This window comes from Nitrobacter winogradskyi (assembly GCF_006539545.1).
GTDB lineage: Bacteria > Pseudomonadota > Alphaproteobacteria > Rhizobiales > Xanthobacteraceae > Nitrobacter > Nitrobacter winogradskyi_A.
Window position 1 is genome coordinate 14333 of record NZ_BJNF01000030.1, and the last position, 15075, is coordinate 29407.

Genomic DNA, 15075 nt, shown 5'->3' on the forward strand with positions numbered 1-15075 from the left:
AGGGTCAACCTATCACATGATGCTTTCGGATGATAGACGACGGCGTCTGCGGGCGGCTTGGTCCAAATCTTCACCACCGCACGAGAGCCGAGCCCCAGGTGAAGCCGCCGCCCATCGCTTCCAGCAGAACCAGATCGCCGCTTTTGATGCGTCCGTCCGCAACCGCGACCGACAATGCCAGCGGGATCGAAGCCGCGGAAGTATTGCCGTGCCGATCGACGGTCAGCACCACTTTTTCCGGCGCGATATGCAGTTTATGGGCTGACGCATCGATGATTCGCTTGTTGGCCTGATGTGGCACAAACCACTTGATATCGTCTGCGTTGGTGCCGGATGCATTGAATGCGTCGACAATGACGTCTGTAATCATGCCAACGGCGTGCTTGAATACTTCGCGGCCTTCCATCCGGAGGAAACCCACGGTCCGGGTGGAAGACGGCCCGCCATCGACGTAAAGCTTCGACTGATGACGACCGTCGGAGCGCAGGTGTGTCGTCAGGATTCCACGGTCCGACGGCGTGCCGGGCTGCTCCTGGGCTTCCAGCACGACCGCGCCGGCCCCGTCGCCGAACAGAACGCAGGTCGAGCGATCGGTCCAGTCCAGAATGCGCGAGAAGGTTTCGGCGCCGATCACCAGCGCGCGCTTGAAAGCTCCGGAACGAAGGAAATTATCGGCGGTGGCCAAAGCAAAGACGAAGCCGGAACAGACCGCCTGAAGATCGAAGGCGGCGCCATGATGGATGCCGAGTCCGTTCTGGACCGCAACCGCCGTCGCCGGAAACGTATGGTCCGGCGTCGAGGTCGCCACCACGATCAGGTCGATCGATTGGGCCTCGATGCCGGCATGAGCAAGAGCCGCATTCGCCGCATGGATGGCGAGATGCGATGTGAATTCTCCTTCCGCGGCAATGTGGCGCTGACGAATACCGGTGCGCTGGACGATCCACTCGTCAGAGGTATCGACTCTGGTCGCCAGCTCGGAATTGGTCAGCACCCTTTGCGGAAGATAGGAGCCGCAGCCGAGCACGACCGAACGTATCGCAGTCAAGAGAGAGCCTCCTGCACTGCCGACGCCGGAGCTAGGGTGTGGCCGTGGCGGTTCAGCGTTTGGTTGATCTTGGTGAGGAGATCGTATCGAACCATGTCATAGCCAACATCGACCGCGTAGGCAAAGCCTTCGGCGTCGGTTCCACCGTGGCTTTTGACCACGATACCATTCAGTCCGAGGAACACGCCGCCATTGGACTTCCGAGGATCCATCTTGCCGCGCAGCGCATTGAAAGCGCCCCGCGCAAACAGGTATCCGATCCGCGACAGGAGGGTGCGCGACATCGCGCTGCGCAGATATTCGGCGATCTGGCGCGCGGTTCCCTCGGCCGCCTTCAGCGCGATATTGCCGCTGAAGCCCTCGGTGACGATGACGTCGGCGGCCCCCCTGCCGATCCCGTCGCCTTCGACGAAACCGATGAAGTCGAGTTGCGGCAGATTTAACGACCGCAACAGTTCCGCCGCCTCCCGGATTTCCTCCCCGCCCTTGACCTCCTCGACGCCGATGTTGAGAAGGCCGACCGTCGGCCGTTCCAGATCAAACAGGACACGCGCCATCGCGCTGCCCATGATGGCGAGAGCCGCGAGGTGATGTGCGTCTCCGCCGATCGTCGCGCCAAGATCGAGCACGACGGAATCGCCGCGCAAGGTGGGCCATACGGCCGCGATCGCGGGACGATCGATTCCCGGCAGCGTCCGCAGGTTGAACCGCGCCATCGCCATCAGTGCGCCGGTATTGCCGGCCGATACCGCAACATCGGCTTCGCCTTTTTTCACCGCATCGATCGCAAGCCACATCGACGACGTCTTGCGGCCGCGACGCAATGCCTGGCTCGGCTTGTCGTCCATGCTGACGGCAACGTCGGTGTGGATCACCCGGGACACCGCTTTCATCGCCGGATGAGCGGCGAGCTGCGCTTCGATCAAAGCGCTGTTACCGTAGAGCAGAAACTCGGTGTCGGGATGACGGTTCAGTGAAATCGCGGCTCCGGGAATGACCACCGATGCGCCGATATCGCCACCCATGGCGTCAAGCGCGATTCGAACCTTCTGCGGCATAAGTCCCGGAAACCTTGATTGTGTGAAATCCTCAAGCGCACGGCCACAAGATATGGCGGCTGAGCACGGTGCTTCTATCAGTGCGGCCGCGACAATAACGTGTCCCCGCTTTGATACAATATCCGAGCCCCCGATCGAGGCCGATCCGGGACGAGATAAGGGAACATAGTCTATCAATCAAAATTCTTCTAGTATCAACACCTTGTCGACATTTTCTGTTGATTAAATTCAATACGTTATCCTCAATCTCGCGCCGGTTTCTTCTTCTCCGGCGGGTTCGGACGGACTTTCAGGTCCTTCAGGGCGGCGAAAGGATGATCCTCCGGATCCATCGCGCTCGCAGGCGGGGCGAACACCGCGTCGGGCTTTCGCGGATACGGATCAATTCCCAGAAACAGCACGTCGGTGGCGAGCCGTCCAAGGTCAATGACACCATTGACGATGGGTTCGGGGGCCTCCGGCACTTCCCCGCCGACACCGTCTTCGTCATTGATAGGCACGACGAACTCCCGAATCCGGCCTTCCGGCACGAAGACGAGATCGATGTCCTCGACAACATCATTCTCGATCGGATCGAGGGACACCACGCAGGTCTGTCCGACGCGCGCCGATACCCTGCCCCGCACATGCACGCGCTCGTCGCGCTCCGGCGTCAGATCGAACGATGCGCGTGCGTATGCGACGTCGCGCACGCCGGCGATTTTGGCCAGCGCCATGCGCACGCTCTCATCAGCCTCGATATCGCGATGAAGGCCGGTTTCCGGAATCTGCGCGACCGTGGCCCGCGAGATCCAGGGATTTGGAATCGTGCTCGTGTCCGGCCTGTCCTTGGCATTCATGGCCCGCTCTTTTGCTCCCGTTGCGCGAGGTCTGGAAATGCAAACCTTCCAAAGGCTAAGTCTTCCGCCGGCCCGGCGCGATCGCCACAGGCGAGCGCGGCGAGCGCGTCCGCCGCATAGGCTGCAAGCCGTCGCGCGCTTTCGATGTTCCCGCCATTGTAAATATTCTTGTCGAGCGCCCGCGCCAGCGGCTCAAGACCCTCGTCCAGAGCACGATCGTAGGCGGCCGAACGACCGTAAAAGGCCTCTCCGAACGCCTGCATGCGCTTTGGAACGCTCAGATCACCGACGCCCATCTCGCGCAGGTTGGCGTCCATGTCACTGCAGAAATGATCGAACAGAGCCTGCGGAAGCGCTTTGTCCGGTCCCGATCTCAACCGCCGAAAGACCATCCACAGATGCAGCAGGACCATATCGAAGCGGCCATCCACCGTGTCCGGCACCCCGTAGACCTGGTAAAACGCGGGCTCTCGCGCTTGCGTCACGATCATGCCATAGATCGCTTCAATGGTGCGGCGCGACGGAGCGGGGGACTGTTTTTTGAAGCGATTGAACGGCCAGCGCATGTGGGTACCGAAGACAACCCGCAAGGGCGATCCGTTGTTGCACTCGGGGATCATTGCCGGGTACGTCAACCACGCGCGCGATGCAAGAGGATGAAGGCGGCCCGCGAATGACAGTATCGGTCCCGAACAAGGCGTCCGGAACCCCCGCGACGCGACGGCATCGCCTGCGCGCGGCGCTCGCCGCCACGCTGATGTGCGCGGCGATGGCCGGCTGCACCGGCGAGACCTTCCAGAAGGGCTACATCCTGCCCCCCGGCGCGCTCGAGCAGATCCAGATCGGCGCAAGCCAGGATCAGGTGCTGATCGTGATGGGCACCCCGTCCACCGTCGCGACGCTGAACGGCGAGGTGTTTTATTACATCTCGCAGCGCGCCGAGCGGAAGGTCGCCTTCATGCAACAGACGGTCATCGACCAGCGGGTGATCGCAATCTACTTCGACAACAACCGCCAGGTGACCCGGCTCGCCAATTACGGATTGAAGGACGGCAAGATCTTCGATTTCATCAGCCGCACCACGCCGACATCGGGCCAGGAGATCAGCTATCTCCAGCCGCTGTTCAAGCTATTGAGCGCGAAGTAGCGGGGTTCGCGTTTGCACCATTCGCGCATCGAATGCGGGTGAGGATTCATTCGAAAGCAAAAATTCGGAAGAACATGCATCTTCGTTATTTATGTTTCTGCAGTCGGCAACCTGCCTCCTGCCGACTGATAGAATTTGGCCAGTTGATTGGCTAAGAGAGATCCAAGAAGTTCTTCCATCTTGGATACATCAATCCTTCCATCACGAAAAGCTGCATCGGCGGCATCCAATGCTTCAAAGTATGGGTTGCGATTGTCGACGATCTGATCCGGGATCGTGGGAGTTCCAGGCAGAATTGCCCCCGCACGAATAGAGAGCACGACGTACGAAACGATTCGTGCCGTGCGTCCATTACCATCGGCGAATGGATGAATCCAATTCAACCGCCACATCAGATATGCCGCCAAGTGAATCGGCGTACTTCTTCCTGGAACCTAAGGCCTCTTACCCTCACAACGGCAAATTGTCGTGCTTCCTGGCGGGCACGCCCACTTTCTTGTCGCGCAGCATAGCCAGCGCGCGGGCGATGCGCCTGCGCGTCGAGGACGGCATGATGACGTCGTCGATGTAGCCGCGTTCGGCGGCGACGAACGGTGACAGGAAACGATCCTCGTATTCCCGGGTGCGCGCGGCGATCTTCTCCTCGTCGCCGATGTCGCTGCGAAAGATGATCTCCACCGCGCCTTTCGCGCCCATCACCGCGATCTGCGCCGTCGGCCAGGCGTAATTGATGTCCGCGCCAATCTCCTTGGAGGCCATCACGTCGAACGCGCCGCCATAGGCCTTTCGCGTGATGACGGTGACGAGCGGCACCGTGCATTGCGAATAGGCGAACAGGAGCTTCGCGCCGTGCTTGATCAGCCCGCCGTATTCCTGCGCCGTGCCCGGCAAGAATCCCGGCACGTCCACGAAGGTGACGATCGGAATATTGAAGGCGTCGCAGAAGCGAACGAAGCGCGCTGCCTTGCGTGACGCATCGGAGTCGAGAACGCCCGCCAGCACCATCGGCTGATTGGCGACGAAACCGACCGTGCGTCCGGCGATGCGGCCGAACCCGATGAGGATGTTCTTGGCGAACGTTTCCGCGATCTCGAAGAAATCGCCTTCGTCCACGACCTTCAGGATCAGTTCCTTGATGTCGTAGGGCTTGTTGGGATTATCAGGCACCAGCGTATCGAGCGAGTCATCGGTGCGCTCGATGTCATCGAAGCTCGGCCATTCCGGCACGCCATCCGCGTTGTTGCCCGGCAGGAAGTCGATCAGGCGGCGCATCTGCAAGAGCGCCTCGACATCGTTTTCGAACGCGCCGTCAGCGATCGACGATTTCGTCGTATGCACGCTGGCGCCGCCGAGTTCTTCCGAAGTCACCACCTCGCCTGTGACGGTTTTCACCACGTCGGGGCCGGTAACGAACATGTAGCTCGTGTTCTTCACCATGAAGATGAAGTCGGTCATCGCGGGCGAATAGACATCGCCGCCGGCGCACGGCCCCATGATGACGCTGATCTGCGGGATCACGCCGGAGGCCTGCACGTTGCGGCGGAAGACATAGGAGTAACCGGCCAGCGCCGCCACGCCTTCCTGAATGCGCGCCCCGCCGGCATCATAGAGACCGATGATCGGCGCCCTCGCCTTCAGCGCCAGGTCCTGGATTTTCGTGATCTTCAACGCATGCGTTTCCGACAGCGAACCGCCGAACACGGTGAAGTCCTTCGCAAACACGAAAATCTTGCGGCCGTTGACGGTGCCCCATCCGGTCACCACGCCGTCGCCCGGCACCTTCGATTTCTCCATGCCGAATTCGACCGAGCGATGCTCGACGAACATGTCGAACTCCTCGAACGAACCCTTGTCGAGCAGGACCTCGATGCGTTCGCGGGCGGTCAGCTTGCCGCGCCTGTGCTGCGCCTCGATGCGCCTCTCGCCGCCGCCAAGCTTCGCGGCCGCCCGCCGGGCATCGAGCGCTTCGCGAATGTTCTTCATGATCTGCCGCCCGGACTATGACGTGCAGCGAAACGGCTCCGGTCGGCCTGAGGAATATGCGAGGTCCGCTGCATCATGATCCGATTTTAGCACGCGGCTTTTAGGGCTGCCACTAGAGCAGGATGAGGAAAAGTGTGGTGCGGTTTTCCGCCCGCATCCCGCGTCTCAAAATATTGGAGTCGATCACGTTGATGGTTGTGGATCGATTCGATCAAAAACCATCGTGATCTAACAGGCGCGGCGAAGAGCGACCATCGATCAAGGCGCCCGCCCCGAGATCCGAAGCACGAACACCAGAACCTCCGCGACCGCCTTGTACAGTTCGGCCGGAATCTCATCGCCAAGCTCGACATGCGACAGCGCGCCGGCCAGCACCTCGTTCTGCTCGATCGGGATATCGTGCTCGTTGGCCACCTCGATGATCTTCGCGCCAAGCGATCCCCTGCCCTTGGCGACCACGCGCGGCGCGCCGCTGCCTTTGTCGTAGTGGAGGGCGACAGCGACCTGGTCCTTCGTCTCCACACTCATAGGGCGCGATCCAGAAAGTGGCCGGCGGGCGCGGGATTCGGCTGCGGCGGCGCGCCTTCGCCGATGATGATGTCCCCCGGCTGCAATTCGGCGCGGCTCAATGCCTGAGTGAGTTGCGAAGCGCCGGCGCGCAACCGGCTCGCGGTGGAAGGACGCTCGGCCCAGAGCCGCACCGCCGTGGTATCGCCGGCCAGCGACACCAACGCGTGAACCGGCCCGGCCGGTTCGACATCCACCGAAAATCGCGCGCGCCAGACCCGCGCCGCTGCTTCCGTAGTGAGACCGGCGGCATCGCGCGAAATCTCGAACTGCGCAATGGCCGTGCCGGTCGGGACGGCAAATGGAATCTCGAAATTCCACCGCGGCGTGATCTGATCGAGCCGCGCTCCCGCCGTATCGGCGCGATCCGGAAGCGAGGCGATCTGCAGCAACACCTGACGGGAAATCGCCGCGTCCGTATCATCAAGCAGCCGCCGCGCAATCTCCTCCGGCGATGCAGCCGGTGACAGTCCCGGCAATGCGACGGGCTGCGCGGCCGGCAGCGCCCCGCCAAAGGGCGGCGGCGGCGTGCTGGTGCGCACGACAAAAACATTGCCCCCGGCGGCGGGTCCACTCGCCGACACGGTCCTGAGCGGCGGAGCGGCGTCCGGATCACCGCCCTGTCCGGATTCTGCGCCGAAACCGCTATTGCCTCTGTTCTGAAGCACCTCCTGCAAGGCGTTCAGGGCCGCGCCGGTGACGGCGGCCCGAAGCCCTGCATCTGAGGCTCGGGGAAACACAGTCTGGTTCGCAGGCGAGTCCGGATCATCGGTCACGGCCGGTTGCGCCTGCGGCAGATAAACATCCTGTGCGTCGATATCCGGCGACAACGGCGGCGCGCCCGTCGCCATCGGCGAGGCTGTCTGCTGCGCTTGCTGCGATCCCGCGCCTGCGGCAGGCGGCGGAGCGCGAGAGGCATCCCCGACCGAAATCGAAAGCGCCTCGCGAAGCACGAGCAGCGCGGCCTTCATATCGGGAAGTTGTGTATTGGCCGAGGCCGCGGGCTGTCCCGTCTCCAGGCCGGCCGCCAGCGACGCTTCGAGAAAAAGGCCGGAACTCCGGAACGCGGACTTGATATCGCTTCCCGTGAGGCCCGGATCGAGACCGGGCCGCAGAGCCAGCAGCCGGTGCAGGACCTGTCGTACGTCGGGGGACAGACTGCCGGATCCGGCGGCGATCAGCAGATTGGCGTAGAGCGGCGAGAGGCTGCCTTGCCGGGTCGCCGCCGCTTGCGCCGCGGCCGAAACGGAGAGAGCCTCCAAGGTCGTCAAAGCGGGAGTTAAAGCGGCCTTGGTCGTCACAGCCGCCGCGACATCCGGCGTCAGCGTCAACGTATCAGCCGGTCCGGCGACAGGCGTACCCGATAAGCCTGTCCCCACGACCGCAAGCCGAATCCCTTGCTCCGTTTGTGAGACCGCAAGCCGCAGACTCTGGCCGACCTGAACCGGTATCTCCGAAAACGCCTCGATCGTCAGATTGGCGATGGCGATACGGACGAGGTTGTCGGCAAGGATCCCCTGAACCTTCGCATCGACCACCCTGCCGGGCTGCAGCACGGCTTCGGACGCAGCGTCCTGCGCCGCGATAACCGGGAAAATCGGGTTGATCGAGATCGCCATGAAGCCTCGTTTCACCCGTCAGGCTAGCTTCGGTATCTAAACCTCTCCTTAACCGGCTGGGTTCAGCCCACCGCACGGAGGACGGCGGCGGCGGCCCGGAAATCGACCAGGCGTGCCGCCCTTTGGACCGCCGCCTCATCATCAACCCCCCATTGCTCGCTGTTCCAGTCCTCATCGACACAGGCGGCCGCCCAGACTTCGTCCGCATCCAGCCGCCCGCACATCAAGGCGACCGCGAGCAGCGCGGAGCCGGTCAGCGTCGTCACAACATGCAGCGCCCCGACCACCCAGGGATCCGCCGGCAGCGCCTTGCGGACGGCCGCAACGGCCTGATCCGGTTGACGGACATGCACGATGCCCTCGGCCAGGATGAACCGCGCTCCCAGCGCTTCAGCGGCCCATAGCAGCACGGGGTCCCAATGCGTGGCTTCGCGCGCCACCAGCGCATCGGGATGGCCGGCGCGATAGAACAGGAGGTCCGTTTCGAGATACTTGGCAACGTCCTCGACAACAGCGTCGACGCGAACGGTCACGCCGTCGATGATGCTGTTGGCGAGCCGCGTCAGCGGCATGGTCGTAGGACTGATGAAGTCCCGTTGCGCCTCCCATTCCGCTGCGATGGTCTCGGCAATCTCGCGTACAGGCGCCGCCAGCACGTTACGCGACGGCGTGCGAACCGGCCTGTCGTCTAGCAGGATAGCGAATCCTTCCGGCGTCTCGTCGACACCCACGCGGGCATAGAAGCGCTTGCGCTGCCCGGTCGGCGCGGAACTGCGCGCTGTTTCCTCCCGGCCCGGCGTCGCCTTGCCGGAGCCTACTGATTCACGCATGGCGCACTCTTATGACACTCTTGCTCGCCGATAGCGGCTGAACCCCTGGAATCTTTTTGATTTGACGCGTTTTCTTCACGTGAATCGGCATCCATCCTCGGGTCAAGCCCAAGGACATGCTTCGCTCGAAAACGCTATAAAGCAATTTCTGATGTGATGTCGCCAGGCTATTCTTCCGGCGCGTTTTCGATGGGATCGAAACGATCCGCTTCAAGGCCGAGCAGATTCCAGGACTGCAGCATATGCGGCGGCAGCGGCGCGCTCGCATCGATAACGCCGCCGCGCGGATGCGGAATCACGATACGGCGCGCCAGCAGATGCAGCCGATTCTGAAGACCTCCCGGCAACTGCCAGTTTTCTTTGTTGAAATACTTGGGATCGCCAATGATGGCATGACCGATATGCGCCATGTGCGCGCGCAGTTGATGCGTTCGCCCCGTCACCGGCTTCAGCGACACCCACGCCAGCTTCTGGGCGGAGGTCTCCACCACCGCATAGTAGGTCACGGCGTGACTGGCGCCCTCGTCGCCATGCGCGGCGATCCGCATGATCGATTCCTCTTCATTCTCTTCCTTGGCGAGATAGGTCGAGATGCGGCCCTGCTTCGGCTTCGGCACGCCTGCGACCAGCGCCCAATAAATCTTGCGTGCCGAACGATGGCGGAATGCGCCCGTCAGCGCCGTGGCCGCGAAACGCGTCTTGGCGATCAGCAGGCAGCCGGCCGTCTCGCGATCCAGCCGGTGCACGAGACGCGGCCGCTGCCCTTTGGCGTCGCGCATCGTCTCCAGCATTCCGTCGATGTGCCGTGACAGGCCGGAGCCGCCCTGCACCGCAAGGCCCGCCGGCTTGTTCAGCACCATGACGTCCGCGTCCTCGAACAGCACCATCTTCCGCAATTCGTCGCGAATTTTCGTCTCGGCCTCGGACAAGTGTGTCGCGGCCTTCGGCGTGTCGAGCCTGAGCGGGGGGATGCGGACCTTGTCGCCCTCGTCCAGGCGATCCTTGCTGTCGGCGCGCCTGCCGTTCACGCGCAACTCGCCTTTGCGGACGATGCGCTGAATGTGGGAGAACGACAGGCCGGGAAAGCGTGCTTCAAGAAAGCGATCGACACGCATGTTGGCTTCATCGGCGCTCACCGCGACGGTCTGGACCTTCGTCGGCAGCGGCGCCGGCACGGGCTCGGGCGGCTTTTCGGCGGAGTGAACGGAGTTGCGTGGCGCACCCGCGCGCGGCGGCCTGCCCGGCCGAGCCCCCTGCCATCGCTCGCCCGCTGATCGCTCAACCTCACCACGGCCTTTCGAACGCGTCGCTTTTCCGGGATGGGCTGCTTTGGCCACAGTATTTTTATGACGCTCGCTCCCGCGGCCACCGGATTTCGCAGAAGGTCGCTTGTCGCGCGGGCTCATCGGTTCCCCTGGAATTCAGTTCTTCGGCGTAGACCCAACTTCAAACCCTATAGCGTTTTCGAGCGAAGCATGTACTCGGGCTTGACCCGAGGATGGATGCCAGCTCACGTGAAGAAAACGCGGCAATCAGTTCATGGAGCCCCACTTCTGATCCATCGGAAACGAAGAGGCGCTCCAGGCAGGCGTCCCGATGATATCAGGCCGACCGCAGACACCCGATCCTACTACGGGCAAGCCCCCTGCCGTTTCAGCAACAACAGGTCGATCATCGTCCCGCGCGAGAGCTTGAGCTTGTTGGCTTCGGTTGCGGCCGCGCATGCGCCCGCGGCGTCATCCGTCTGCAACCGTGCAAGCCCGAGGCTGACCCACCCATCGGCGAAGTCCGGCGCCTCGCGCACGCTTTCCTCCAGAATCGTCTTTGCCTCGGCCGGACGCTTGGCTTTCAGCAGCAGGCGTCCGTAATCAGCTTTCAGCGTCCGCCGCTGCTTCGGCTGCCGCAACGCAGTCTTGAACAGTTCTTCGGCATATTCGAGATCGCCGAAGCGCGCCGCGGTGATCACCGCGAAACCCTGGTAGATCGCGCTCCGTTCCGGAGCCAGCAGCCACGCCTGATTGAACCGTTTGCTCGCTTCCGGAAAGTTACCCCGATCCAGATGCCCCCATCCGCGCTCAATGGCTGCAGCGGAAACCGCCTCGCGTGTGCCGGTCTTGTCCGCTGCCGCCAGAAAGTCGACATCGGCCTTTTGCTGTTCGGCCGATTTCTCCGCGAAACCGTAGAACGGCTGTTCATCCATCCGTGCCGAAAATGTTTTCTTCGTGATGGTCACGCCCGGAGCAACTTCCGCCATCTCGGCGCGCGCGGCGTTCGTCATGCCAAGCAGCGCCAGCGCCAACAGCCATCGGGTCATATGTCTTCGCATCGTCTGCACCTGATTACGCCTCGCACCTTGCCGGAGCATCATAAGACGCTCCGGTCTGAAACAGTCTTTGAACGTGCGCCGTCGCCCGAATTTGTCGGGATCGTGGATCGGCAGTCTGACCTTGGCTTCGATCAAGCCCGTCATGACGCGCGCTCCCGCCGCAGCTTCGCCCAGTAGTCCATGCGCTTGCGGATTTCGCGCTCGAACCCCCGATCCGGCGGATCATAGAAGGTCTGGCGGCCGAGCGTCTCGGGAAAGTAATCCTGTCCGGAAAACGCGTCCGGCATGTCGTGATCATATTGATAGCCGCCGCCGTAACCTTCGGATTTCATCAGCCCGGTCGGCGCGTTGAGGATGTGCTTCGGCGGCAAGAGAGAGCCGGCGTCCTTCGCGATACGCATCGCCGCGCCAAACGCCTTGTAGGCGGCGTTGGACTTGGGCGCGGTCGCGAGATAGATCACGGCCTGCGCGATCGCGAGTTCACCTTCCGGCGAGCCGAGGAAATCATAGGCATCCTTGGCTGCGTTGCAGATCACCAGCGCCTGCGGATCCGCAAGCCCGATGTCCTCCACCGCCATTCGCACCACGCGGCGCGCGAGAAACAGCGGATCCTCGCCCGCCTCGATCATCCGCGCCAGATAGTACAGCGCCGCATCGGGATCGGAACCCCGCACCGACTTGTGCAAGGCGGAAATCAGGTTGTAGTGGCCGTCGGCGGATTTGTCGTAGATTGGCGCGCGGCGTTGCAGCACGCCCTGTAATTGCCCGGCATCGAAGACCTCGCCCTCGCGCGCCGACCGCCAGACTTCCTCGACCAGCGTCAGCGCCGCTCGGCCGTCGCCGTCGGCCATGCGCACCAGCGCCGCGCGCGCCTCGGCATCAAGCGGCAAAGGCTTGCCCTCGACCTCCTCGGCGCGGACAAACAGTTTCTCAACGGCCGCCGCGTCGAGCGAACGAAACACCAGCACGCGCGCCCGCGACAACAGCGCCGCGTTCAGTTCAAACGATGGGTTCTCGGTGGTCGCGCCGACCAGAACGACGGTTCCGTCTTCCATGACGGGCAAAAACGAATCCTGTTGCGCGCGATTGAAACGATGCACTTCATCGACGAACAGCAGCGTACCCGTCCCCGACTCGCGGCGCGCGCGGGCGGCCTCGAACGCCTTCTTCAGATCATTGACACCGGAGAACACCGCCGACAGTTGCTCGAAGTGCAGCGCGGTCGCGTCCGCCAGCAGCCGCGCCACCGTGGTCTTGCCGGTCCCCGGCGGTCCCCAGAAGATGAGCGAGCCCAGCGTGCGGGTTTCCAGCATCCGGGTCAGCGCGCCGTCCGGCCCCAGAATGTGATCCTGCCCGACGACGTCCGAAAGCATCTGCGGTCGCAGCCTGTCCGGCAGCGGATGCGGCGCATCACGCTCCAGACCCGCGGCGGCGAACAGGCTCCTGGAGTCGTGCTGGCGTTTCGGGCTCATCCGCCCAGCATGACTTGAATCTGCTGGCCGCCACGCATCAGCGTGATCCGCCAGAGCCGCCTCGCTTCGCGCACGGCCTGTTCGAGATCGGTCGTCTTGACGATCTTCTTGTTGTTGACCGCGAGGATGATGTCACCCTTCCTGAACCCGACATTCGCGGCCATTCCATTCTCCGCCAATGCGATGATCACGACTCCTTCAGCGCCGTAATCGAGATGAAGCTCGTCGGCTAGCCCCGGCGAGACATTCACAACCTTGGCGCCCTCGAACGGTGATGGCGCGGTAATCACAACCTCGTCGCGACTGGTGTCCGGCGCTGTTTCGAGCGGAACCGTGAGCTTGACCGGCTTTCCGTTGCGCTGGACTTCCAGCTGCGATGTGCCGCCGAGCGGACGCGTCGCGAACCGATAGTCAAACGCGTTGGGGTCGTCGACGGGCTGACCATCGATCAAGACGATCAGATCGGATAGTTTGAGACCGGCGCGCGCCGCCGGACTTCCAGGCGCAACGCTGGCCACCAGCGCACCGGCCGGCGCCTTGAGGCCAATGGTTTCGGCAATCTCCGGGGTTACCGCCTGCAGCCGAGCCCCGAGCCAGGGACGGCGCACCGCCTTGCCGCCACTCTTGGCCGACGCCACCACCACCCGCACCATGTTGGCCGGAATGGCGAAGCCGATGCCAAGCGACCCGCCGGTGCGCGAGAAAATCGCGGTGTTGATGCCGACGAGCTGGCCCGTCATGTCAACCAGCGCCCCGCCCGAGTTTCCGGGATTGATCGCCGCATCGGTCTGGATGAAGAACTGATAATCCGTAATCCCGACCTGCGTACGCGCCAGCGCGGAAACGATGCCTTGCGTCACCGTCTGCCCGACACCGAACGGATTCCCGATCGCCATGACGACGTCGCCGACCTGCAACTCATCCGAATTCGCGAAATCAAGCGTCGGAAACGTCTCATTCACATTCTTCAACCGCAGGATCGCAAGATCAGTCCGCGTATCCTTGAGCACGATCTCAGCCTCGAACTCGCGCTTGTCCGGCAGCGCGATCTTGACCTGGTCCGCACCCTCGATCACATGATTGTTCGTTACGACGAGGCCGGACGGATCGACCATCACGCCCGAGCCGAGCGAGCGCTGCATCTGTTCCGGCTGCCCGCCGGGAACGCCGAAGAAACGACGAAAGATCGGGTCATCCAGCAGCGGGTGGCGATGCTGAATCATTTTGGCGGCGTAGACGTTGACCACGGCCGGGACCACCCGCTGCACGATCGGCGCATAGGAAAGCCGCAGTTCGGCCTGGGAGGTCGGTACGCGGCGGTCCTGGGCATGAGCAGGCGCCAGCATCGTCAGAGCGAGGAACAGAGTGGCGGACAGGCGGAGCAGCGTCATGAATTTGATTCCCGGGATCAGGATCGCAGATATATAGTGTTTTCAAGCGAAGTGGACACCGGTTCGCGTGAAGAAAACGCGTCAAAACAAACTCATAAAGCCTCGCGTCTGATTCAATCAAAGCGAGGCTCTGGTTTCGCGAACCTCAAGGAGAAACGAAAGACGCCTCTTTTCTCGATCACCCCGGTTGTTTCCGGGTTCTCCCGCGCTGCTTCGTTGCCCGTGTGCGCACGGCCTACCTATTGCCTGAACGCATCACTTCAAAATTTGCAATCAGAACCAACCGTCACACGGACGCAGGAACAGGACGCGCTCGTTATTGTCAGCAGCCAATTTCGAGAAGTAAACGGCGTCCCTATCGCTACCGATGGCCGCTATCACATTCCCGCTGCGGCTTCGAATCTGTGAACTGTCTGTCGCTTCCGAGTTACTCCTGATCCTACTTGGAAACGGGAACTTCGCCCTTGATGACTTCTTCCATATCCTCGACCGCTTCGCGCCAGTACGCCACAACAGCGCTCCAGTCCACGTCGCTGCGAAGCTCGGGAAAATCCTTTTCGTCGAAGGTCACGTATTTGTCGACAATTTCGCGGAGCTTCTCACGACTGATGGCCGTCCCGCCCCCGTTTGAGTAGGCGTGCAGATCATGAATGGCGGCAAGTATGTCGTCGGTCAGCAAGGCGGCGGCAAAAACCATCTCAAAGTTCATTTTCAAATCTCCAGGGAAGGAATGTCACCGAAGAACTCTGCGGAAAAAGCCACAAGCTATAAGACCTGCATCCGTTTAGAGCGGCC

16 protein-coding genes are annotated in these 15075 nt (G+C 62.4%); 2 read left to right on the plus strand and 14 right to left on the minus strand.

From position 1 onward, the window contains the following. Nucleotides 1-70 precede the first annotated feature (70 nt). The 4 genes from NWI01_RS07035 to NWI01_RS07050 form a co-directional block, all read right to left on the minus strand. Entirely contained in the window at nucleotides 71-1048 is a 978-nt protein-coding gene (locus NWI01_RS07035) for a beta-ketoacyl-ACP synthase III (protein ID WP_141383193.1), read from the minus strand. Further along, nucleotides 1045-2106: a phosphate acyltransferase PlsX gene (gene plsX / locus NWI01_RS07040; protein ID WP_141383194.1), complete on the minus strand. Its 1062-nt coding sequence runs from the start codon at nucleotides 2104-2106 to the stop codon at nucleotides 1045-1047. Before plsX ends, NWI01_RS07035 begins: the two co-directional genes overlap by 4 nt. Nucleotides 2107-2348: 242 nt before the next feature. Then, on the minus strand, nucleotides 2349-2945 hold the full coding sequence (locus tag NWI01_RS07045; RefSeq protein WP_181410404.1) for a YceD family protein: 597 nt from the start codon (nucleotides 2943-2945) through the stop codon (nucleotides 2349-2351). Next, nucleotides 2942-3511 (minus strand): ubiquinol-cytochrome C chaperone family protein, encoded by a 570-nt coding sequence (locus tag NWI01_RS07050; RefSeq protein ID WP_244613683.1) that lies wholly within the window; start codon nucleotides 3509-3511, stop codon nucleotides 2942-2944. Before NWI01_RS07050 ends, NWI01_RS07045 begins: the two co-directional genes overlap by 4 nt. Before the next feature lie 107 nt (nucleotides 3512-3618). On the opposite strand from NWI01_RS07050, the gene NWI01_RS07055 reads away from it, so the two are divergent. Then, entirely contained in the window at nucleotides 3619-4092 is a 474-nt protein-coding gene (locus NWI01_RS07055; RefSeq protein ID WP_244613684.1) for an outer membrane protein assembly factor BamE, read from the plus strand. Between the two features lie 89 nt (nucleotides 4093-4181). Here NWI01_RS07055 and NWI01_RS07060 read toward each other — a convergent pair whose 3' ends face one another. From NWI01_RS07060 to NWI01_RS07100, 9 genes are all read right to left on the minus strand, one after another. Then, nucleotides 4182-4505, minus strand: a complete 324-nt coding sequence (locus NWI01_RS07060) for a Fic family protein (RefSeq protein ID WP_283809241.1) — start codon at nucleotides 4503-4505, stop codon at nucleotides 4182-4184. Between the two features lie 37 nt (nucleotides 4506-4542). Then, nucleotides 4543-6075 carry an acyl-CoA carboxylase subunit beta gene (locus NWI01_RS07065; RefSeq protein WP_141383196.1) on the minus strand — a complete coding sequence of 511 codons (1533 nt, stop codon included), beginning with the start codon at nucleotides 6073-6075 and terminating at the stop codon, nucleotides 4543-4545. A gap of 258 nt (nucleotides 6076-6333) precedes the next feature. Then, nucleotides 6334-6603 carry an EscU/YscU/HrcU family type III secretion system export apparatus switch protein gene (locus NWI01_RS07070; protein WP_141383197.1) on the minus strand — a complete coding sequence of 90 codons (270 nt, stop codon included), beginning with the start codon at nucleotides 6601-6603 and terminating at the stop codon, nucleotides 6334-6336. Next, the gene (gene fliK, locus NWI01_RS07075) at nucleotides 6600-8261 is read right to left on the minus strand and encodes a flagellar hook-length control protein FliK (RefSeq protein ID WP_141383198.1); all 1662 of its coding nucleotides are present in this window, start codon (nucleotides 8259-8261) and stop codon (nucleotides 6600-6602) included. The genes NWI01_RS07070 and fliK overlap by 4 nt, the downstream gene beginning before the upstream one ends. 62 nt (nucleotides 8262-8323) lie before the next feature. Beyond that, on the minus strand, nucleotides 8324-9091 hold the full coding sequence (locus NWI01_RS07080; protein ID WP_141383199.1) for an ATP12 family chaperone protein: 768 nt from the start codon (nucleotides 9089-9091) through the stop codon (nucleotides 8324-8326). A 167-nt stretch (nucleotides 9092-9258) separates the two neighbouring features. Beyond that, nucleotides 9259-10497: an RluA family pseudouridine synthase gene (locus tag NWI01_RS07085; protein ID WP_141383200.1), complete on the minus strand. Its 1239-nt coding sequence runs from the start codon at nucleotides 10495-10497 to the stop codon at nucleotides 9259-9261. A 224-nt stretch (nucleotides 10498-10721) separates the two neighbouring features. Next, entirely contained in the window at nucleotides 10722-11561 is an 840-nt protein-coding gene (locus tag NWI01_RS07090) for a tetratricopeptide repeat protein (RefSeq protein WP_141383201.1), read from the minus strand. Then, nucleotides 11558-12889 (minus strand): replication-associated recombination protein A, encoded by a 1332-nt coding sequence (locus NWI01_RS07095; RefSeq protein ID WP_141383202.1) that lies wholly within the window; start codon nucleotides 12887-12889, stop codon nucleotides 11558-11560. Before NWI01_RS07095 ends, NWI01_RS07090 begins: the two co-directional genes overlap by 4 nt. Next, nucleotides 12886-14280 (minus strand): DegQ family serine endoprotease, encoded by a 1395-nt coding sequence (locus NWI01_RS07100; RefSeq protein WP_141383203.1) that lies wholly within the window; start codon nucleotides 14278-14280, stop codon nucleotides 12886-12888. The genes NWI01_RS07095 and NWI01_RS07100 overlap by 4 nt, the downstream gene beginning before the upstream one ends. Before the next feature lie 36 nt (nucleotides 14281-14316). On the opposite strand from NWI01_RS07100, the gene NWI01_RS07105 reads away from it, so the two are divergent. Beyond that, nucleotides 14317-14688 carry a hypothetical protein gene (locus NWI01_RS07105; RefSeq protein WP_141383204.1) on the plus strand — a complete coding sequence of 124 codons (372 nt, stop codon included), beginning with the start codon at nucleotides 14317-14319 and terminating at the stop codon, nucleotides 14686-14688. Between the two features lie 31 nt (nucleotides 14689-14719). Here the strand turns inward: NWI01_RS07105 and NWI01_RS07110 are convergent, their stop codons facing one another. Then, nucleotides 14720-14989, minus strand: coding sequence for a hypothetical protein (locus NWI01_RS07110; RefSeq protein ID WP_141383205.1), 270 nt, complete (start codon nucleotides 14987-14989; stop codon nucleotides 14720-14722). Nucleotides 14990-15075: the final 86 nt, after the last annotated feature.